Origin of the sequence: Streptomyces sp. NPDC051051 (assembly GCF_040682975.1) — a bacterium.
Classification (GTDB): Bacteria; Actinomycetota; Actinomycetes; order Streptomycetales; family Streptomycetaceae; genus Streptomyces.
The window spans coordinates 1-15,213 of sequence record NZ_JBFBCB010000093.1 but is presented as its reverse complement, the minus strand read 5'-3'; the positions used below and the strand labels follow the sequence as shown (position 1 = coordinate 15,213).

17 protein-coding genes are annotated in these 15,213 nt (G+C 73.5%); 13 read left to right on the top strand and 4 right to left on the bottom strand.

Features of this window, described 5'->3' with window-relative positions:
* Window positions 1-89: 89 nt before the first annotated feature.
* On the bottom strand, window positions 90-734 hold the full coding sequence (locus tag AB0N31_RS35305) for a CBS domain-containing protein (RefSeq protein WP_366062618.1): 645 nt from the start codon (window positions 732-734) through the stop codon (window positions 90-92).
* 339 nt (window positions 735-1,073) lie between these two features.
* Between AB0N31_RS35305 and AB0N31_RS35300 the strand changes: the two genes are divergently transcribed.
* Together AB0N31_RS35300 and AB0N31_RS35295 are read left to right on the top strand one after the other, a co-directional pair.
* On the top strand, window positions 1,074-1,286 hold the full coding sequence (locus AB0N31_RS35300) for a hypothetical protein (RefSeq protein ID WP_366062617.1): 213 nt from the start codon (window positions 1,074-1,076) through the stop codon (window positions 1,284-1,286).
* Between the two features lie 98 nt (window positions 1,287-1,384).
* Window positions 1,385-1,783, top strand: coding sequence for a VOC family protein (locus tag AB0N31_RS35295; RefSeq protein WP_366062616.1), 399 nt, complete (start codon window positions 1,385-1,387; stop codon window positions 1,781-1,783).
* Window positions 1,784-1,864: 81 nt separating this feature from the next.
* On the opposite strand, the gene AB0N31_RS35290 is transcribed toward AB0N31_RS35295, so the two are convergent.
* The gene (locus tag AB0N31_RS35290) at window positions 1,865-2,539 is read right to left on the bottom strand and encodes a helix-turn-helix transcriptional regulator (protein WP_366062615.1); all 675 of its coding nucleotides are present in this window, start codon (window positions 2,537-2,539) and stop codon (window positions 1,865-1,867) included.
* A gap of 10 nt (window positions 2,540-2,549) precedes the next feature.
* Entirely contained in the window at window positions 2,550-3,551 is a 1,002-nt protein-coding gene (locus AB0N31_RS35285) for an AraC family transcriptional regulator (RefSeq protein ID WP_366062614.1), read from the bottom strand.
* A 155-nt stretch (window positions 3,552-3,706) separates the two neighbouring features.
* Between AB0N31_RS35285 and AB0N31_RS35280 the strand changes: the two genes are divergently transcribed.
* Entirely contained in the window at window positions 3,707-4,522 is an 816-nt protein-coding gene (locus tag AB0N31_RS35280) for an NAD(P)H-binding protein (RefSeq protein ID WP_366062620.1), read from the top strand.
* Window positions 4,523-4,645: 123 nt separating this feature from the next.
* Here AB0N31_RS35280 and AB0N31_RS35275 read toward each other — a convergent pair whose 3' ends face one another.
* A complete protein-coding gene (locus tag AB0N31_RS35275) occupies window positions 4,646-5,812 on the bottom strand; it encodes a YihY/virulence factor BrkB family protein (protein WP_366062613.1) in 1,167 nt (388 codons plus the stop codon).
* A 217-nt stretch (window positions 5,813-6,029) separates the two neighbouring features.
* Here AB0N31_RS35275 and AB0N31_RS35270 point away from each other — a divergent pair, with 217 nt between their 5' ends.
* The 10 genes from AB0N31_RS35270 to AB0N31_RS35225 form a co-directional block, all read left to right on the top strand.
* Window positions 6,030-7,664 (top strand): acyl-CoA dehydrogenase family protein, encoded by a 1,635-nt coding sequence (locus tag AB0N31_RS35270; RefSeq protein WP_366062612.1) that lies wholly within the window; start codon window positions 6,030-6,032, stop codon window positions 7,662-7,664.
* Between the two features lie 285 nt (window positions 7,665-7,949).
* Entirely contained in the window at window positions 7,950-9,248 is a 1,299-nt protein-coding gene (locus AB0N31_RS35265; protein WP_366062611.1) for a GAF domain-containing protein, read from the top strand.
* A gap of 248 nt (window positions 9,249-9,496) precedes the next feature.
* Entirely contained in the window at window positions 9,497-10,786 is a 1,290-nt protein-coding gene (locus AB0N31_RS35260; protein ID WP_366062610.1) for a hypothetical protein, read from the top strand.
* A 17-nt stretch (window positions 10,787-10,803) separates the two neighbouring features.
* The gene (locus tag AB0N31_RS35255) at window positions 10,804-11,376 is read left to right on the top strand and encodes a GNAT family N-acetyltransferase (protein ID WP_366062609.1); all 573 of its coding nucleotides are present in this window, start codon (window positions 10,804-10,806) and stop codon (window positions 11,374-11,376) included.
* A gap of 127 nt (window positions 11,377-11,503) precedes the next feature.
* Entirely contained in the window at window positions 11,504-11,587 is an 84-nt protein-coding gene (locus AB0N31_RS35250; RefSeq protein WP_309486338.1) for a putative leader peptide, read from the top strand.
* Between the two features lie 182 nt (window positions 11,588-11,769).
* Entirely contained in the window at window positions 11,770-13,467 is a 1,698-nt protein-coding gene (locus tag AB0N31_RS35245; RefSeq protein ID WP_366062608.1) for a nitrite/sulfite reductase, read from the top strand.
* Window positions 13,468-13,495: 28 nt separating this feature from the next.
* Window positions 13,496-13,675, top strand: coding sequence for a hypothetical protein (locus AB0N31_RS35240; RefSeq protein WP_366062607.1), 180 nt, complete (start codon window positions 13,496-13,498; stop codon window positions 13,673-13,675).
* On the top strand, window positions 13,672-14,382 hold the full coding sequence (locus AB0N31_RS35235) for a phosphoadenylyl-sulfate reductase (protein WP_366062606.1): 711 nt from the start codon (window positions 13,672-13,674) through the stop codon (window positions 14,380-14,382). The genes AB0N31_RS35240 and AB0N31_RS35235 overlap by 4 nt, the downstream gene beginning before the upstream one ends.
* A gap of 62 nt (window positions 14,383-14,444) precedes the next feature.
* Window positions 14,445-15,005 carry an adenylyl-sulfate kinase gene (gene cysC, locus AB0N31_RS35230; protein ID WP_366062619.1) on the top strand — a complete coding sequence of 187 codons (561 nt, stop codon included), beginning with the start codon at window positions 14,445-14,447 and terminating at the stop codon, window positions 15,003-15,005.
* The coding region (locus AB0N31_RS35225) for a phosphoadenosine phosphosulfate reductase family protein (RefSeq protein WP_366062605.1) at window positions 15,002-15,213 on the top strand (212 nt) is incomplete at its 3' end. The genes cysC and AB0N31_RS35225, both read left to right, overlap by 4 nt.

The window sequence follows — 15,213 nt, the reverse complement described above, 5'->3', positions numbered from 1 at the left end:
CCGATACTGGTTGTATCGGGGCGATCCCGACAACGCGGCGAGCGTGCGTGCCAGGCGTCGCCGGGCAGACGGGACTTTCGAAACACGCCCTAGCCCGCCCGGGCGGCGGCGAGGTGGGCGTCCACGGCGACGACACCGTCGACGCCCTGGCAGAGGCCCACGACCACCGGAACTAGGCGCGGTTCCGGGACGTGACCCCGGAGGGTGACGACCCCGTCCCGGACCTCGACCGCGACGGTGCCCTCGACCAGGCCGAGGATGCGCCCCAGGACGTCCTGCTCGACCTCGCCGCGGATCTCGGCGTCGGAGCGGATGAAGGCGTCGAGCAGGTCACTGCGGGTGACGATGCCGGTGAGGAGCCCGTCGTCGCCGACCACCGGCAGCTGTTTGACGTGCCGCATGCGGAGTTCCCGTGCGGCCCGGGGGATCGTCCAGTCGGCGCGGGCGGTGAAGACGGGGCTGCTCATGAGCGCGCCCGCGGTCCGGGCCCGGGCCTTGCCCCAGGCACGCTCGTCGTTCCCGTCCTGACTCTGCGGATCGGGCATGCCGGTCTCGTGCCGCAGCACGTCGGACGCGGACACGACGCCGACCGGAGCGCCGTCGTCGTCGACGACCGGGGCCGCGACGATGTCGTTCGCGTCCAGCAGGGCGGCGACCTCCTGGAACGGTGTGCTGGGGCGGACGGTGACGACATCCTCGGTCATCACGTCACCGACCGTGCGGCGGTACAGCATGGCATCGGCCTCCTCCGCTGTGCGACGGGGCGGCCGCGGTCGGACCGCCCGGGCGGACCACGCGCGGCGCGGCGGCCTCCGAGCCCCTGCCGGCTCGTCCACGCCGTCTTCCCTACCCATGACAGCACCGCGCCGCTCCGGCGGCCAGTGACGTTCGGCCTGGCGGGGAGGGCCGGCGGTCCCACGGCCAGGAGTGCGACCGAGGGCGCGGTGGATGCTGGCGACGCTGGACGCCTGGCCCTTGCGCTTGTCGATGGGGATGATCAGGCCGCCCCCCGACTGCTCACTCAGTGTCATTGAGCTGCGGGCTTCAGCCGCGCATACGCGACACCTCACCATGTGGGCTTACCAGTCCCGAGGCCGGGTAGGGCCCACCCGTCGGCCTCCGGCCTGCCGGTCACGCCCCTGCTGGAGCTGACGGCCACCGCCCCGGACCCCGGCCAGGTCCACGCCCTGCTGACCGCGCTCGGCACCGGTCTCGTCCTCCGCGAGGGGCCGGCGGGCTTGTCGTACACGGTGGCCACGCCGAACGGCCCCGTCACCTTCACCTGACGAGCGGGACGGTGCGGGTGCGGCGGACGGGCCCCGCGCGCCACGGTGTGTCCGTTTCCTTCAAGACCCGTCGAACGGCGCTGCCTACGGTGGGCCGTATGAGTCCACGATTCGATGCCATCGGCCTGGTCGTCTCCGACATGGCCGCCTCCGTCGCCTTCTACCGCCGGCTCGGCTTCGCGTTCCCCGGGGGCGCCGAGCGGGAGCCGCACGCCGAGGCCGTGCTGCCGGGCGGGCTGCGGCTGATGCTGGACACCGAGGACACCGTCCGGTCCTTCCACCCCGGCCGGCTGACCCCGGCCCGGGGCGGCCGGCACTCCCTCGCGCTGCGCTGCGAGGACCCGGCCGAGGTCGACGCGGTGTACGAGGAACTGGTGGGGACCGGGTGCGCGGGCGAGCTGAAGCCGTGGGACGCCTTCTGGGGTCAGCGGTACGCCGTCGTACAGGACCCGGACTGTCACGAGGTCGACCTCTTCGCACCCCTGACCGGTCCCTGACCTCTCGGTCCCAGCCACCCCGGAGCCACACGGTCCCGACCACCCCGGCCTCCGCGGCGCCCGGCCTCCGTGGCCCCGGCTTCACCGGCCCAGCAGCACCGTCAGCGTCATGCCGCTCAGCTCCTTGACGTCCCGGGCGAAGTGCGCCTGGTCTGCGTAGCCGGCGCGGGTCGCGGTGTCCGCGTACGGCACGCCCCGCCGGGCCAGGGCCAGGGCGCGCTGGAGACGCAGGACACGGGTCAGCGTCTTGGGGCCGTAGCCGAAGGCGTGCAGGGAACGCCGGTGCAACTGCCGTGGACCGAGCCCGAGTTCCTCCGCGACGGCGGCGACCGGACGGCCCCGCGCGAGCGCGGTCACCAGTCGGCGCAGTACGGGGTCGGGCGGGGCGGCCCGCTCCAGCGCCAGCTCCTCCAACGCGGTCGCCGGGTGTCCCGCGGCCTCGATCCCGGCGCACAGCCGCCGCACCTCGGCCGCGGGCCACAGGTCGGTCAACTCCACCCGCCGGTCGCGCAGTTCGTGGGCGGGCACGCCGAGGAGGGCGGGCGCGGTGCCGGGATGGAAGCGCACGCCCGCCCAGGGCGTGGCCGGGCCGTCGGGGACGTACGCGCGGGTGTCGGGTCCGGCGACGATCAGCCTGCCCTCGTTCCACAACAGGTCCATGCAGCCGTCGGGCAGCACGGGCCTCGGGGCGCCGCCCGTCGGGGTGCTGGTCCACACCACCGCACCGGTGAGCCGGGAAGGCCGTTCCTCGTACACGGGGCCCAGGCTACGCGCCGCCCCCGGCGGGGAGACCGGCCCTCGTCACCCGGCCCCGGTGCTCCTGCGGGCTGACGCCGTACACCCGCTTGAACGCGCTGGACAGGGCGAAGGCGCTGCCGTAACCGACCCGGCGGGCGATCGCGCCGATCGTCTCGTCGGTGTCGCGCAGGAGGTCGGCGGCGAGGGCCAGGCGCCACCCGGTGAGGTGGGTCATCGGAGGCTCGCCGACCAACTTCGTGAAGCGGCGGGCCAGACCGGCCCGGGATACACCCGCCCTCATGGCCAGGGACGCCACCGTCCAGGGGTGGGCCGGGTCGCTCCGGAGCATGCGCAGGACCCGGCCCACGACGGGATCGGCCATGGCCCGGTACCAGGCGGGCGCCTCCGCCTCCGGCCGCGAGAACCAGGCCCGCAGCGCGGCGATCACCAGCAGGTCCAGCAGCCGGTCCAGAACGACCTCCTGGCCGGGCTCGTCGCGGCCGATCTCCTCCATGAGCAGCGGGGTGAGCGGGTACGGCCACGCGTCGGAGGTGAGGGACAGCAGGGGCGGCAGGGCGCTCAGCAGCCGCCCGCTGATCTCGCCCTCCATCATGTACGTCCCGATGAGCAGCAGGGTGGAGCCGTCCAGCCGGTCGCCCCAGGCGCGCACTCCCAGGTCCATGGAGCCGTTCAGGGACCGGCCGTCGGGGTGGGCGCACCGCCCTTCGGGCAGGATCAGCGCCTGCGGGGCCGTGGCGGGGTCGTCGGCACAGAGGTAGGCGCCGGGACCGCGGGCGATGGCGAGGTCGCCCGCCGTGAGCCGGACCCGCTCGCCCTCGTCGGGCACGACCCAGCCCCCGCCGCGCACCATGAGCATCACCGTCAGCGGGGCGCGGTCCTCGACCCGTACCGCCCACGGCGGGTCGAAACACGCGCGGATCATGAGGGCGCCACGCGCGCGTGGACCTTCCAGCAGGCCCGCGAGGGGGTCGCCCCGCGTGAGCCCGTTCGAGCGTGGGGCAGCGTCCATGCGGCCAGCGTAGACGCGCGCTTATGGGAATGAGCCGTTCGGCGATGGGCCCCCGCGGCGCACGACGGTTGACTGACGTCATGACACAGAACGCGGCCGGGAACGCGGCACAGAGGGTACGGAACACGACGAGCACAGCGGCGGACGCGGCGGGGATGACGGTCGTGGTGACCGGCGCGACCGGCCGTACGGGCGGCCGTGTGGCGTCGGCCGCGCGGGCGGCGGGGCTCACCGTGCGGGCGGCCTCGCGGGCGACCGGCTTCGACTGGCGGGACCGTTCGACGTGGGCGGGGACGCTGCGCGGCGCGACGGCCGCCTACCTGGCGTTCCCGACGGACGTCGGCTCCCCGGAGGCGGCCCCGGCGGTCGGGGACATCGCGCGGGAAGCCGTCTTTCTGGGCGTGCGGCGGCTGGTGCTGCTGTCCGCGCGGGGCGAGGAGCGGGCACGACCGGCCGAGGAGGCGCTGCGGGGGTCGGGCGCCGACTGGACGATCGTGCGGGCCGCGTGGTTCACCCAGAACTTCAGCGAGGGTCCGCTGGCGGAGGAGCTGCGTCTGAGCGGCGGGCTGGTGTTCCCGGCCGCCGAGCGGCTGCGGGAGCCCTTCGTCGACGTACGGGACGTCGCGGACGTGGTGGTGGCCGCGCTGACCTCGGGGGACCGGTATGCACGGCGGGAGATCGACGTGACCGGGCCGCGGCTGGTCGCGTGGGGCGAGGCGGTCGCGGAGATCGCCGCGGTGACCGGGCGGGCACTGTCGTACCGGACCGTGCCGGCGCGGGAGTACCGGGAGCGCCTGGTCCGGTCCGGGGTGCCGGACGAGGAGGCCGACTTCCTGGTCGAGCTGTTCGAGGAACTGCTCGACGGGCGCAACGCGCAGCTCACGGACGGGGTGCGCCGGGCGCTGGACCGCGAGCCGCGCGACTTCGCCGCATACGTGAAGGAGGCCGCGGCGGCGGGCACCTGGGGGTGACGCCACCGTCGCCGCAGGCACGCCCAGGCACCACCCGCGTCGCCGCAGGCACGCCCAGGCACCACCCGCGTCGCCGCAGGCCTCACAGACGCTGCCCGAGGTCACCGAGGGCACGCACCGGTGTCACCTCTCGGAGGGCGGGCACTCCTCCCCGCCCCCGTTCCCCTTCGGCGAGGCCTTCGCGTGGGCGCGCAGGCGGCCCGTGACGTCCTCCGGGGGCAGGAACCGGGACCACCGTTCGGGGAACTCGGAGGGCATGTCGGGGTCGTCGGGGTCCTCGTGGACGCGGGCGGCGGCCACCCGGGCGACGTACTCGGCGGCCTCCTCCTGCCGCAGCCGCTCGTTGGCGTCGCGGGCGGCGGCCGTCGCGGCGGCCGGCCAGACGCGGTCGATGGCGGCGTTCATGGCGGCGCCGACGAGCACGGCGAACGCGGACACACCGATCCACAGCAGGACGGCGACGGCGGCGGCGAGGGAGCCGTAGATGGTGGCCCCCTCGATGGTGTTCTCCAGGTAGATGCGGAGCAGGAAGCTGCCGAGCACCCACATGGCGAGGGCCACCAGCGCGCCGGGCACGTCCTCGATCCACGGGGAGCGCACCGGCACGGACACGTGGTACAGCGTGGTCAGGAAGGCGATCGACAGGACGATCACGACGGGCCAGTAGAGGACCTGGACGACCGTCGCCGACCACGGCACGATCCGTACGACGGCGTCGGGTCCGGCGACCATCAGGGGCAGCGCGATCGAGCCGATCAGCAGCGCGGCGACGAACAGCAGGAACGCCACCAGCCGGGTCTTGACGATGCCGCGCACGCCGTCGAGGCCGTACATGACGGTGATCGTGTCTATGAAGACGTTCACCGCGCGCGAGCCGGACCAGAGGGCGAACAGGAAGCCGATGGAGATGACGTCGGGGCGGCCGCCCTTCATCACGTCGTCCAGGATCGGCTGGGCGATCTGCGCGACGCCCTTCTCGGACAGGACCGTGCGCGAGGCGTCGAGGAGGTTGGACTCCAGGCTGCTGATGGTGTCGGTGCCGGTCCAGTCGTCGACGTAACCGAGCAGGCCGATGAGGCTGAGCAGCAGTGGCGGCACGGACAGCAGCGTGAAGAAGGCGGCCTCGGCGGCGAGGCCGAGGATGCGGTACTCGATGCAGGAGTTGACGGTGTCCTTGACCAGCAGCCAGGCGGTCCTGCGCTTGGAGACGTTCCGGTAGAGGGCACGCGCCCGATGGAGACGCCCGCCGGGTGCCTCGGGTTGCTCGGGTGACTGACTTGCTGGCTGCACGCCTTAAAGGTATCCGCCGTGCGGGGCTGCACTCACCTCCGGTGGGGCCCGTCACCAAGAGCCGGGCCCGGCGCCCGTCCCCGGTCCGGTGACCCACCCCGGTCCGTCCCCGGTCCGTCCCCGGTCCGTCCTCGTGTCGGGGCCGGCGGCAGGTGCCGTGCGGCGCGCGCCGGGCCCTCACGGCCATGACCGGTGTGCGCGGGGGTACCTTCCCGGTATGGCAGGCAGTACGCACACCGTGACCAACCAGCCCCCTCCCCTCCTCGGGCACGACGTCTACGGCACCGACCGGGTCCTGGTGGCCGCGGTGGAGCGGCACCTCGATCCGGAACTGCTCGACGAGGCGCGCGGCGAGCTGTCGGCGCTGGGCCGGGCCGCCGGGTCGGCGCAGCTCCACGAGTGGGCGGTGCAGGCGAACGAGAATCCGCCCGAGCTGCGCACGCACGACCGCTACGGGCACCGCGTCGACGAGGTCGCCTTCCATCCCGCGTGGCACCGGCTGCTGGGCAAGGGGGTCGGCGCGGGGCTGACCGCGGCCTGGACGCGTCCGGGCGGACACGTGCGGCGGGCGGCGGGCTTCCTGGTGTGGACGCAGGTGGAGGCCGGCAACGGCTGTCCGCTGTCCATGACGCACGCGGCCGTGCCCGCGCTGCGCACCGACCCGGAACTGGCGGCCGAGTGGGTGCCGCGGCTGACGTCCACGATCTACGAACGGGAGCTGCGGCCCGCCCGGCACAAGGCGGGGGCGCTGTTCGGGATGGGGATGACGGAGAAGCAGGGCGGCAGCGACGTCCGGGCGAACACGACGTCCGCGCGGCCGCTGGCCGAGGCCGGAACCTATGTGCTGACGGGGCACAAGTGGTTCTGTTCGGCACCGATGTCGGACGGTTTCCTGGTTCTGGCGCAGGCCGCGGAGGGGCTGACGTGCTTCCTGGTGCCGCGGGTGCTGGAGGACGGCACGCGCAACCCGTTCCTGATCCAGCGCCTCAAGGACAAACTGGGCAACCGGTCGAACGCCTCCGCCGAGGTGGAGTTCGACGGGACGTGGGCCCGCCGGGTCGGTGAGGAGGGGCGCGGGGTGCGCACCATCATCGACATGGTGGCGGCGACCCGGCTCGACTGTGTGCTGGGGTCGGCGGGGCTGATGCGGGCGGCTGTCGCGCAGGCGGTGCACCACAGCGCGTACCGGGAGGCGTTCGGCGGGAAACTCCTCGACAAGCCGTTGATGCGCAACGTGCTGGCCGATCTCGCACTGGAGTCGGAGGCGGCGACGGTTCTGGGCCTGCGGCTCGCGGCGGCCTGCGACGACGGCGGCGAGCAGGAGCGGGCGCTGCTGCGGATCGCGGTGCCGGCCGCCAAGTACTGGGTGACCAAGCGTTGCACGCCGGTGACGGTGGAGGCCGCGGAGTGCCTGGGCGGCAACGGGTACGTGGAGGAGTCGGGGATGCCCCGGCTGGTGCGCGAGTCGCCGCTGAACTCGGTCTGGGAGGGCGCGGGCAACGTCCAGGCGCTGGACGTGCTGCGGGCGTTGCGGCGCGAGCCGCAGGCGCTGAACGCGTTCCTCCAGGAGGTGGGGCGGGCGCGCGGGGCGGATCACCGGCTGGACTCGGCGATCAAGGACCTGCTGACCGAACTGGCCGATCTGGACGGTGCGGAGGCGCGGGCGCGGCGGATCGCGGAGCGGTTCGCGCTGGTGTTGCAGGGGTCGCTGCTGGTCCGGTTCGCGCCGCCGGAGGTGGCCGACGCGTTCTGCGCGTCGCGGCTGGGCGGCGACGGCGGCGCCGCCTTCGGGACACTGCCGCACACGCTGGATCTGCGGGCGCTCGTGGAGCGGGCCCGGCCCGTGCCGTGACCGATGGCGACAGGAGCGGGGGTGGTGCCGCGCCGACACGGCACCACCCCCGCGGCATGGCCCTGCGAGGCCAGGAACGCCGCTCGGGACGGCGTGCCACAAGTTTCGGCCGGCCGGTGGACGTTGACCAGGGTTGCAGGGGGTTGCAACGCGGGAGAACCCGCTGACCGGACTGTGCCCCTCCGCCATCGGCGGACGGCAGTATGGACTTCCCGCCAGACCGGAAACAGTCGGTGCAGGAGCGCGACGTCCGGTCCTCCGTCCGCATGCTCACCGGGAGGCCCCGTGGTGAAGTCGCCGTTGAACGTGCCGCAGCTCGCCGTCGACGCCGCGCGGGCGGCGCGGATGCTCAGCGAGGTGCGCGACGCCAGGCTCGCCGGCCGGCGGACCGCACTCGCGCACCGGCCGGTGATCGAGCAGTCCTGGGAGCGGACGCTGCGCAGGGGCGTCGATCCGGAGAACGGTGTCCGGGCCGGACTGCTCAGCCCGGACGAGGTGCGGCGGCGGCGGGAGGAGTCGCCGCTGCGGGACGTGCTGCCGGTGCTGCGGGAGGCGCTGCTGCCGGTCGCGGACGCCGCCCGGCACATCATGGTCGTCGCCGGCGAGGACGGCCGGGTGCTGTGGCGGGAGGGCTGCTCCACGGTGCTGCGCCAGGCGGACGGCATCGGTTTCGAGCTGGGCGCGGACTGGCGGGAGGACGTGGTCGGCACCAACGGGGTGGGCACGGCCGCGGTGGTCGGGCGGCCCGTGCAGGTGTTCGCCGCCGAGCACTTCGTGCGTGCGCACACCGCCTGGACCTGCGCCGGCGCCCCGATCACGGACCCGCGCAGCGGGCGGCTGCTCGGGGTGGTCGACGTCAGCGGCCCGCTGGACACGGTGCATCCGGCGACGCTCGCCTGGGTCGGATCGGTGGCGAAGCTGGCCGAGGCGGCCCTGCGCGAGCGGCACACGGGCGCGCTGGAGGGGTTGCGGGCGGTGGCGGCACCGGTGCTGGCCAGGATCGGCGGCCGGGCGGCGGTGGTGGACGCGGACGGCTGGACGGCGGCGGTGACCGGGATGCCGTACACGCGTCGGATCGCGCTGCCCGGGCCGCCCGCGCCGGGGCGTCACCGGCTGCCGGGGCTGGGGCCGTGCACGCTGGAGCCGCTGGCGGAGGGCTGGCTGGTGCGCTCGTGCGACGGCACGGCGGAGCCGGAGGCGCCGGGCGCGACCAGGATCGTGCTGGATCTGGCCCGGCCGCGCCGGTGGTCGGTGACGGTGACCGGCGGCGCGGGCCGGTGGTCGCGCGAACTGAGTCCCCGGCACGCGGAGTTGCTGTACGTGCTGGCGGTGCACCGGGCGGGGCGCAGTGCTTCGGGGCTGGCGCAGGACGTGTTCGGGGACCCGGCGCGCAGGGTGACGGTACGGGCCGAGATGTCGCGGGTCCGGCGGTATCTCGGGGGGCTCCTGGAGCACCGGCCGTACCGTTTCCGGGAGCAGGCGGAGGTGGCGGTACTGCTCCCGGACGACCCCAAGGACCTCCTCCCCCACTCGACGGCCCCCGCGGTGACGGGCGCGCGGGCCACGGGTGCGGTGGGCCGGTGACCGGGAGCGGGCCCGGTCGGCATCCGCCCGTCGGAGGCCGGACGCGCCACCCGGCGCGGTCTCCGCCAGCCCGCGACCGGGGCTTTCACAGCCCGCACCGGCCCGCGTCACAACAGCTTGCGTACAGATACGAAGTCTTCGCCCCCCGCGGACGCCGACTGCCGTAGCATCCCTCTACGGGTCACCCCACCTGCTCCTCGGGCAACGCAAGGATCGTCAGGCGCAGTTGGCCCGCCTCGGGAGGACGAATGAAGCAGCGTGGCCGACATCGCCGGCGCAGGCGGGGCAGGGTGCTGCGCGGTTTCCTGACGGGAACCGCCCTCGCGCTCACCGCGGCCGCCACCATGATCAGCGCTTCCCAGGCCACGGTCTCCGACGGCCCCGGCGCTCTGGAACCGCTCACGTCGTCCGCCGACACGGCCGCGTTGCGGCTGACGGAGGAGGCGGTGCCGCCGGCCGCCCTGGACCGGCTCGCCGCGGGGATGGGCCCGTCGATCGGCGTCGGCGAGGTGCTGAGCGGTGCCGCCCGTTCGCTGCGCGACGCGGCCGACTGCACCGAGGGCGAGCGCGACGCGCTGCCCGTCTCCCCGACGGCCACCCACACGTACTGCTGGAACGCCGACGACACCGCCGGCTGGGAGCCGGGCGCCGTCACCACCTCCGGCGACGCGGACGACGACGGCCTGTGGGGCGCGCACCGGGTGATCGTCTCCGGCTGGTCGCGCGGCTCCGGCCCGGTCGCCGACCGCGGTCTGGCCCGGGTGGCGTTCGTGGACGCGGACGACACGGACCGGCTCTCCTACGCATGGGCGCTGCTGGCCGTCCCCGTGGACGGGGGGCGCGACTACCGCGGCCTGGTCTCCCGGGTCTCCGGCATGGTCTGGTACCAGGACAAGCTGCTGGTGACCGCCGGCGACGGGGACCGGGCCGCGCTGTACGTGTACGACGTCAACCGCATCCACCGCACCACGGTCGCCGGTGCGGCGGTCGGCCGGGTGCCCGGCGGCTGGTCGGCGCACGGCGCCCCGTACGTCCTGCCGGCCGTGGCCTCCTACCGGCTGAGCGGCGGCTCCGGCGCCCCGCGCCCGGCCACCGTGTCCCTGGACCGCAGCACCGCGCCGGACACCCTCGTCGCCGGGGAGTGGACCCTCGACGACGGCGACCGGGGCGCCCGGCTGTGGCGGTACGCCTTCGACACCGCGCCCGGCCGGGCCGGTCTCCTCGCCGGTGACCCGGCGGGGCGGGTCGGCGTGACGCAGGCGTACCGGACCGAGGCGAACGGGGTGCGCGGTGTGCTGTCGTACCAGGACGGCTGGTACGTGAGCCGGGGCGGCGCCGAGGACGGGCGCGGGACGCTGTGGCGGCAGGACGCGGACGGCGCGCGGGCCGCGCGCTGCGGCGCCGACGACAGCCGGGACTGCTGGAGCCCGCGGACCGAGTCGCTGTCGTACTGGGCCCAGACCGGCGACGTGTGGACGCAGTCCGGCCGGATGCTGTTCGCGCTGCCGCTGGCCTCGATCGACAGATCCGCGGAGTAGATGATTCCCTGACGGGCATGACCGACATCCCCGTGACCACCTGGTCCCTGGAGCAGACCGCGCCGGGCGACCTGCGGCCGGCCGCCGCGCCCGAGGGCGACGTGCGGATCGTGCGCTCCGCCGTGGCCTCGCCCGAGTTCAGCCGTTTCCTGTACGCCTCCGTCGGCGGGGACATCCGCTGGATCGACCGGCTGGGCTGGACGTACGCACGGTGGCAGGAGCATCTGGGCCGGCCGGGCGTGGAGACCTGGGTGGCGTACGACCGGGGGACGCCCGCGGGGTACGTGGAGCTGGAACCGCAGGACGACGGGGCCGTCGAGATCGTCTACTTCGGGCTGATCCCGGCCTTCCGCGGGCGGCGGATCGGCGGCCATCTGCTGTCGTACGGGGCCGCGCGCGCCTGGGACCTCGCGGACCGCTGGCCGGGGCTGCCGCAGACGAAGCGGGTGTGGCTGCACACGTGCAGCCTGGACGGCGAGCACGCGATGGACAACTACCGGCGCCGCGGGTTCAGGCTGTTCGACACCACGGTCGAGGAGAAGCCCGAGGTGGCCGCTCCGGGTCCCTGGCCGGGCGCATACCCCGTCTGACCTGCGTCGACAAGACATCACGCACAGCATGTGACCGACACCACCCTGGTCTCACATAGCGGGACCAGGGTGTCCACATGACGGACGAAGCTGGACTGTGTCCAGATCGCCGTGACACGCTTCCGTCATGTCTGGAACTGGAATTGCCTTGGTGAGTCGGCGGCACGTCGATCTCGGCCGCATGTCCAGCGCCATCTGTCCGGCGAGCTGACGAGCCGAAGCCCCGCCGACAGCCCCCTCCAGCCTCCCTCCGCGCAACGACGCGCACACGTGCCCCGGTGCGCTCCCGCCTGCGCAGGTCAGGGTCGTCCGCCCGGCACCAGACCACCGTTCCTCATGGACGGCGCCACGCGCCGGCCCCTTCCCGTCACTGTCCCGAAGGACGTATTCACGATGGCCGCCACCCCCGACAACCCTGCCGCCTCAGCGCCCCGCCGCAAGGTGAGCCGTCACCGCGGCGAGGGTCAGTGGGCCGCGGGGCACTTCACCCCGCTCAACGGCAACGAGCAGTTCAAGAAGGACGACGACGGTCTCAATGTGCGGACACGCATTGAGACGATCTACTCCAAGCGCGGCTTCGACTCGATCGACCCCAACGACCTGCGCGGGCGGATGCGCTGGTGGGGGCTCTACACCCAGCGCAAGCCCGGGATCGACGGCGGCAAGACCGCGATCCTGGCGCCGGAGGAGCTGGACGACGAGTTCTTCATGCTGCGGGTCCGGATCGACGGCGGCCGGCTCACGACGCGGCAGCTGCGGGTGATCGGCGAGATCTCGCAGGAGTTCGCGCGCGGCACCGCGGACATCACCGACCGGCAGAACGTGCAGTACCACTGGATCCGCATCGAGGACGTGCCGGAGATCTGGAACCGCCTGGAGGCGGTCGGCCTGTCCACCACCGAGGCCTGCGGTGACACGCCCCGCACCATCCTCGGCTCGCCCGTCGCCGGCATCGCCGAGGACGAGATCGTCGACGGCACCCCGGCCATCGAGGAGATGCACCGCCGGATCGTCGGCAACCCGGCCTTCTCGAACCTGCCCCGCAAGTTCAAGACCGCGGTCTCCGGTTCGCCGCTGCTGGACGTGGCGCACGAGATCAACGACGTCGCCTTCGTCGGCGTCGTCCACCCCGAGCACGGCCCCGGTTTCGACGTGTGGGTCGGCGGCGGCCTGTCCACCAACCCGAAGATCGGCGTCCGGCTCGGCGCCTGGGTGCCGCTGGACGAGGTCCCGGACGTGCACGAGGGCGTCGTCTCCATCTTCCGCGACTACGGCTACCGGCGGCTGCGCAACCGCGCCCGCCTGAAGTTCCTGGTCGCCGACTGGGGTCCGGAGAAGTTCCGCCAGGTCCTGGAGGACGAGTACCTGCGGCGCAGGCTCGTCGACGGCCCCGCCCCCGCCCAGCCCGTCGAGCGCTGGCGCGACCACGTCGGCGTGCACCGCCAGAAGGACGGCCGTTTCTACGTCGGTTTCGCACCGCGCGTCGGCCGCGTGGACGGCGCCACCCTGACGAAGATCGCGGACCTGGCCGAGGCGCACGGCTCGGGCCGGGTCCGGACCACCGTCGAACAGAAGATGATCGTCCTCGATGTCGAGGAGGACCGGGTCGAGTCGCTGGTCGAGGCCCTCGGGGCGCTGGACCTGACCGCCAGGCCCTCCCCGTTCCGGCGCGGCACGATGGCCTGCACCGGCATCGAGTACTGCAAGCTCGCCATCGTCGAGACCAAGCAGCGCGGCTCCACCCTGATCGACGAACTCGAGCGCCGCATCCCGGAGTTCGACGAACCGATCACCATCAACCTCAACGGCTGCCCGAACGCCTGCGCCCGCATCCAGGTGGCGGACATCGGTCTCAAGGGCCAGCTGGTCCTCAACGACGCGGGTGAGCAGGTCGAGGGCTTCCAGGTGCACCTGGGCGGAGCGCTCGGTCTCGAGGCCGGTTTCGGCCGCAAGGTCCGCGGCCTGAAGGTCACCTCGGACGAACTGCCCGACTACGTCGAGCGGGTGCTCAAGCGGTTCCAGGCGGAGCGCGAGGACGGCGAGCGGTTCGCCGTGTGGGCCGCCCGGGCCGGCGAGGAGGCCCTGTCGTGAGCGCGGCGGACGAGACGAGGGGCGCGGCATGAGCGAGCGCGCCGCCCCCTTCCACTGCCCCTACTGCGGCGACGAGGACCTGCGCCCCGGTGAGCAGGGCCACGGGGCTTGGGAATGCGCCGCGTGCAACCGCGCATTCCAGCTGAAGTTCCTCGGGCTGCTCGCCCGGGGAGTTCGGCGCACCGACAACGGAGGGGAGGCGATATGACGACGACTCAGGAAACCCGTACCGCCGAGGAGTTGAAGTCGCTCGCCGAGCAGGCGGGCCGCGACCTGGAGGACGCCTCCGCGCTGGAGATCCTCCAGTGGGCCGTGGACACCTTCGGCAAGGAGTTCTGCGTGACCTCGTCCATGGAGGACGCGGTGGTGGCCCATCTGGCCTCCCGCGTGCTCAAGGGCGTGGACGTGGTCTTCCTCGACACCGGCTACCACTTCCCCGAGACCATCGGCACCCGGGACGCGGTCGAGGCCGTGATGGACGTCAACGTCATCACCCTCACCCCGCGGCAGACGGTCGCCGAGCAGGACGCCGAGTACGGCCCGAAGCTGCACGACCGCAACCCGGACCTGTGCTGCAGGCGCCGCAAGGTGCAGCCGCTGGAAGAGGGCCTGAAGGGCTACCGGGCCTGGGCGACCGGGCTGCGCCGGGACGAGTCCCCGACCCGGGCGGACACGCCGGTCGTCGGCTGGGACGAGAAGCGGCAGAAGGTCAAGGTCTCCCCCATCGCCCGCTGGACCCAGGACGACGTGGACGCCTACGTCGCCGAGCACGGCGTACTGACCAACCCCCTGCTGATGGACGGCTACACCTCCGTCGGCTGCGCCCCCTGCACCCGCCGGGTCCTGGAGGGCGAGGACGCGCGCGCCGGCCGCTGGGCGGGCCGCGCGAAGACCGAGTGCGGGCTGCACGGATGACGGGCGCCGAGACGATCGAGACGACTCCCCCGGCTCCTGTCACCACTGCTGTGACAGAAGCGATCACTGCGACCCAGGAGAATCACGTGACGACCGGAGCCACCGTCTGGCTCACGGGTCTGCCGAGTGCCGGCAAGACCACCATCGCGTACGAGCTGGCCGCCCGGCTGCGCGAGGAGGGCCACCGCGTCGAGGTGCTCGACGGCGACGAGATCCGCGAGTTCATCTCCGCGGGCCTCGGCTTCAGCCGCGAGGACCGGCACACCAACGTGCAGCGCATCGGTTTCCTCGCCGAACTGCTCGCCCGCAACGGTGTGAAGGCGCTCGTGCCGGTGATCGCGCCGTACGCCGACAGCCGCGAGGCGGTCCGGGGGCGCCACGAGGAGGGTGCGACGGCGTACCTGGAGGTGCACGTGGCGACCCCGGTCGAGGTGTGCAGCGAGCGGGACGTCAAGGGCCTGTACGCCAAGCAGGCGGCGGGCGAGCTGACCGGGCTCACCGGGGTCGACGACCCCTACGAGATCCCCGAGCGGCCCGATCTGCGGATCGAGTCCCAGAACCAGACCGTCAAGGAGTCCGCGGCGTCGGTGTACGCCCTGCTCAGCGAGAGGGGACTGGTGTGACGACCGTCGCACGGACCGAGGAGGGCACGGACTCCCCGTACGCCCTCAGCCACCTGGACTCCCTGGAGTCGGAGGCGGTGCACATCTTCCGCGAGGTGGCGGGCGAGTTCGAGAACCCGGTGATCCTGTTCTCCGGCGGCAAGGACTCCATCGTCATGCTGCACCTGGCGCTGAAGGCGTTCACGCCGGCGCCGGTGCCGTTCGCGCT

Bases quoted from the DNA above. Each gene is read 5' to 3' on its own strand.
- AB0N31_RS35305 (WP_366062618.1), bottom strand. From the start codon at position 734: ATGCTGTACCGCCGCACGGTCGGTGACGTGATGACCGAGGATGTCGTC.
- AB0N31_RS35295 (WP_366062616.1), top strand. From the start codon at position 1,385: ATGAGTCCACGATTCGATGCCATCGGCCTGGTCGTCTCCGACATGGCC.
- AB0N31_RS35285 (WP_366062614.1), bottom strand. From the start codon at position 3,551: ATGGACGCTGCCCCACGCTCGAACGGGCTCACGCGGGGCGACCCCCTC.
- AB0N31_RS35280 (WP_366062620.1), top strand. From the start codon at position 3,707: ATGACGGTCGTGGTGACCGGCGCGACCGGCCGTACGGGCGGCCGTGTG.
- AB0N31_RS35270 (WP_366062612.1), top strand. From the start codon at position 6,030: ATGGCAGGCAGTACGCACACCGTGACCAACCAGCCCCCTCCCCTCCTC.
- AB0N31_RS35260 (WP_366062610.1), top strand. From the start codon at position 9,497: ATGAAGCAGCGTGGCCGACATCGCCGGCGCAGGCGGGGCAGGGTGCTG.
- AB0N31_RS35255 (WP_366062609.1), top strand. From the start codon at position 10,804: ATGACCGACATCCCCGTGACCACCTGGTCCCTGGAGCAGACCGCGCCG.
- AB0N31_RS35250 (WP_309486338.1), top strand. From the start codon at position 11,504: ATGTCTGGAACTGGAATTGCCTTGGTGAGTCGGCGGCACGTCGATCTC.
- AB0N31_RS35245 (WP_366062608.1), top strand. From the start codon at position 11,770: ATGGCCGCCACCCCCGACAACCCTGCCGCCTCAGCGCCCCGCCGCAAG.
- AB0N31_RS35240 (WP_366062607.1), top strand. From the start codon at position 13,496: ATGAGCGAGCGCGCCGCCCCCTTCCACTGCCCCTACTGCGGCGACGAG.
- AB0N31_RS35235 (WP_366062606.1), top strand. From the start codon at position 13,672: ATGACGACGACTCAGGAAACCCGTACCGCCGAGGAGTTGAAGTCGCTC.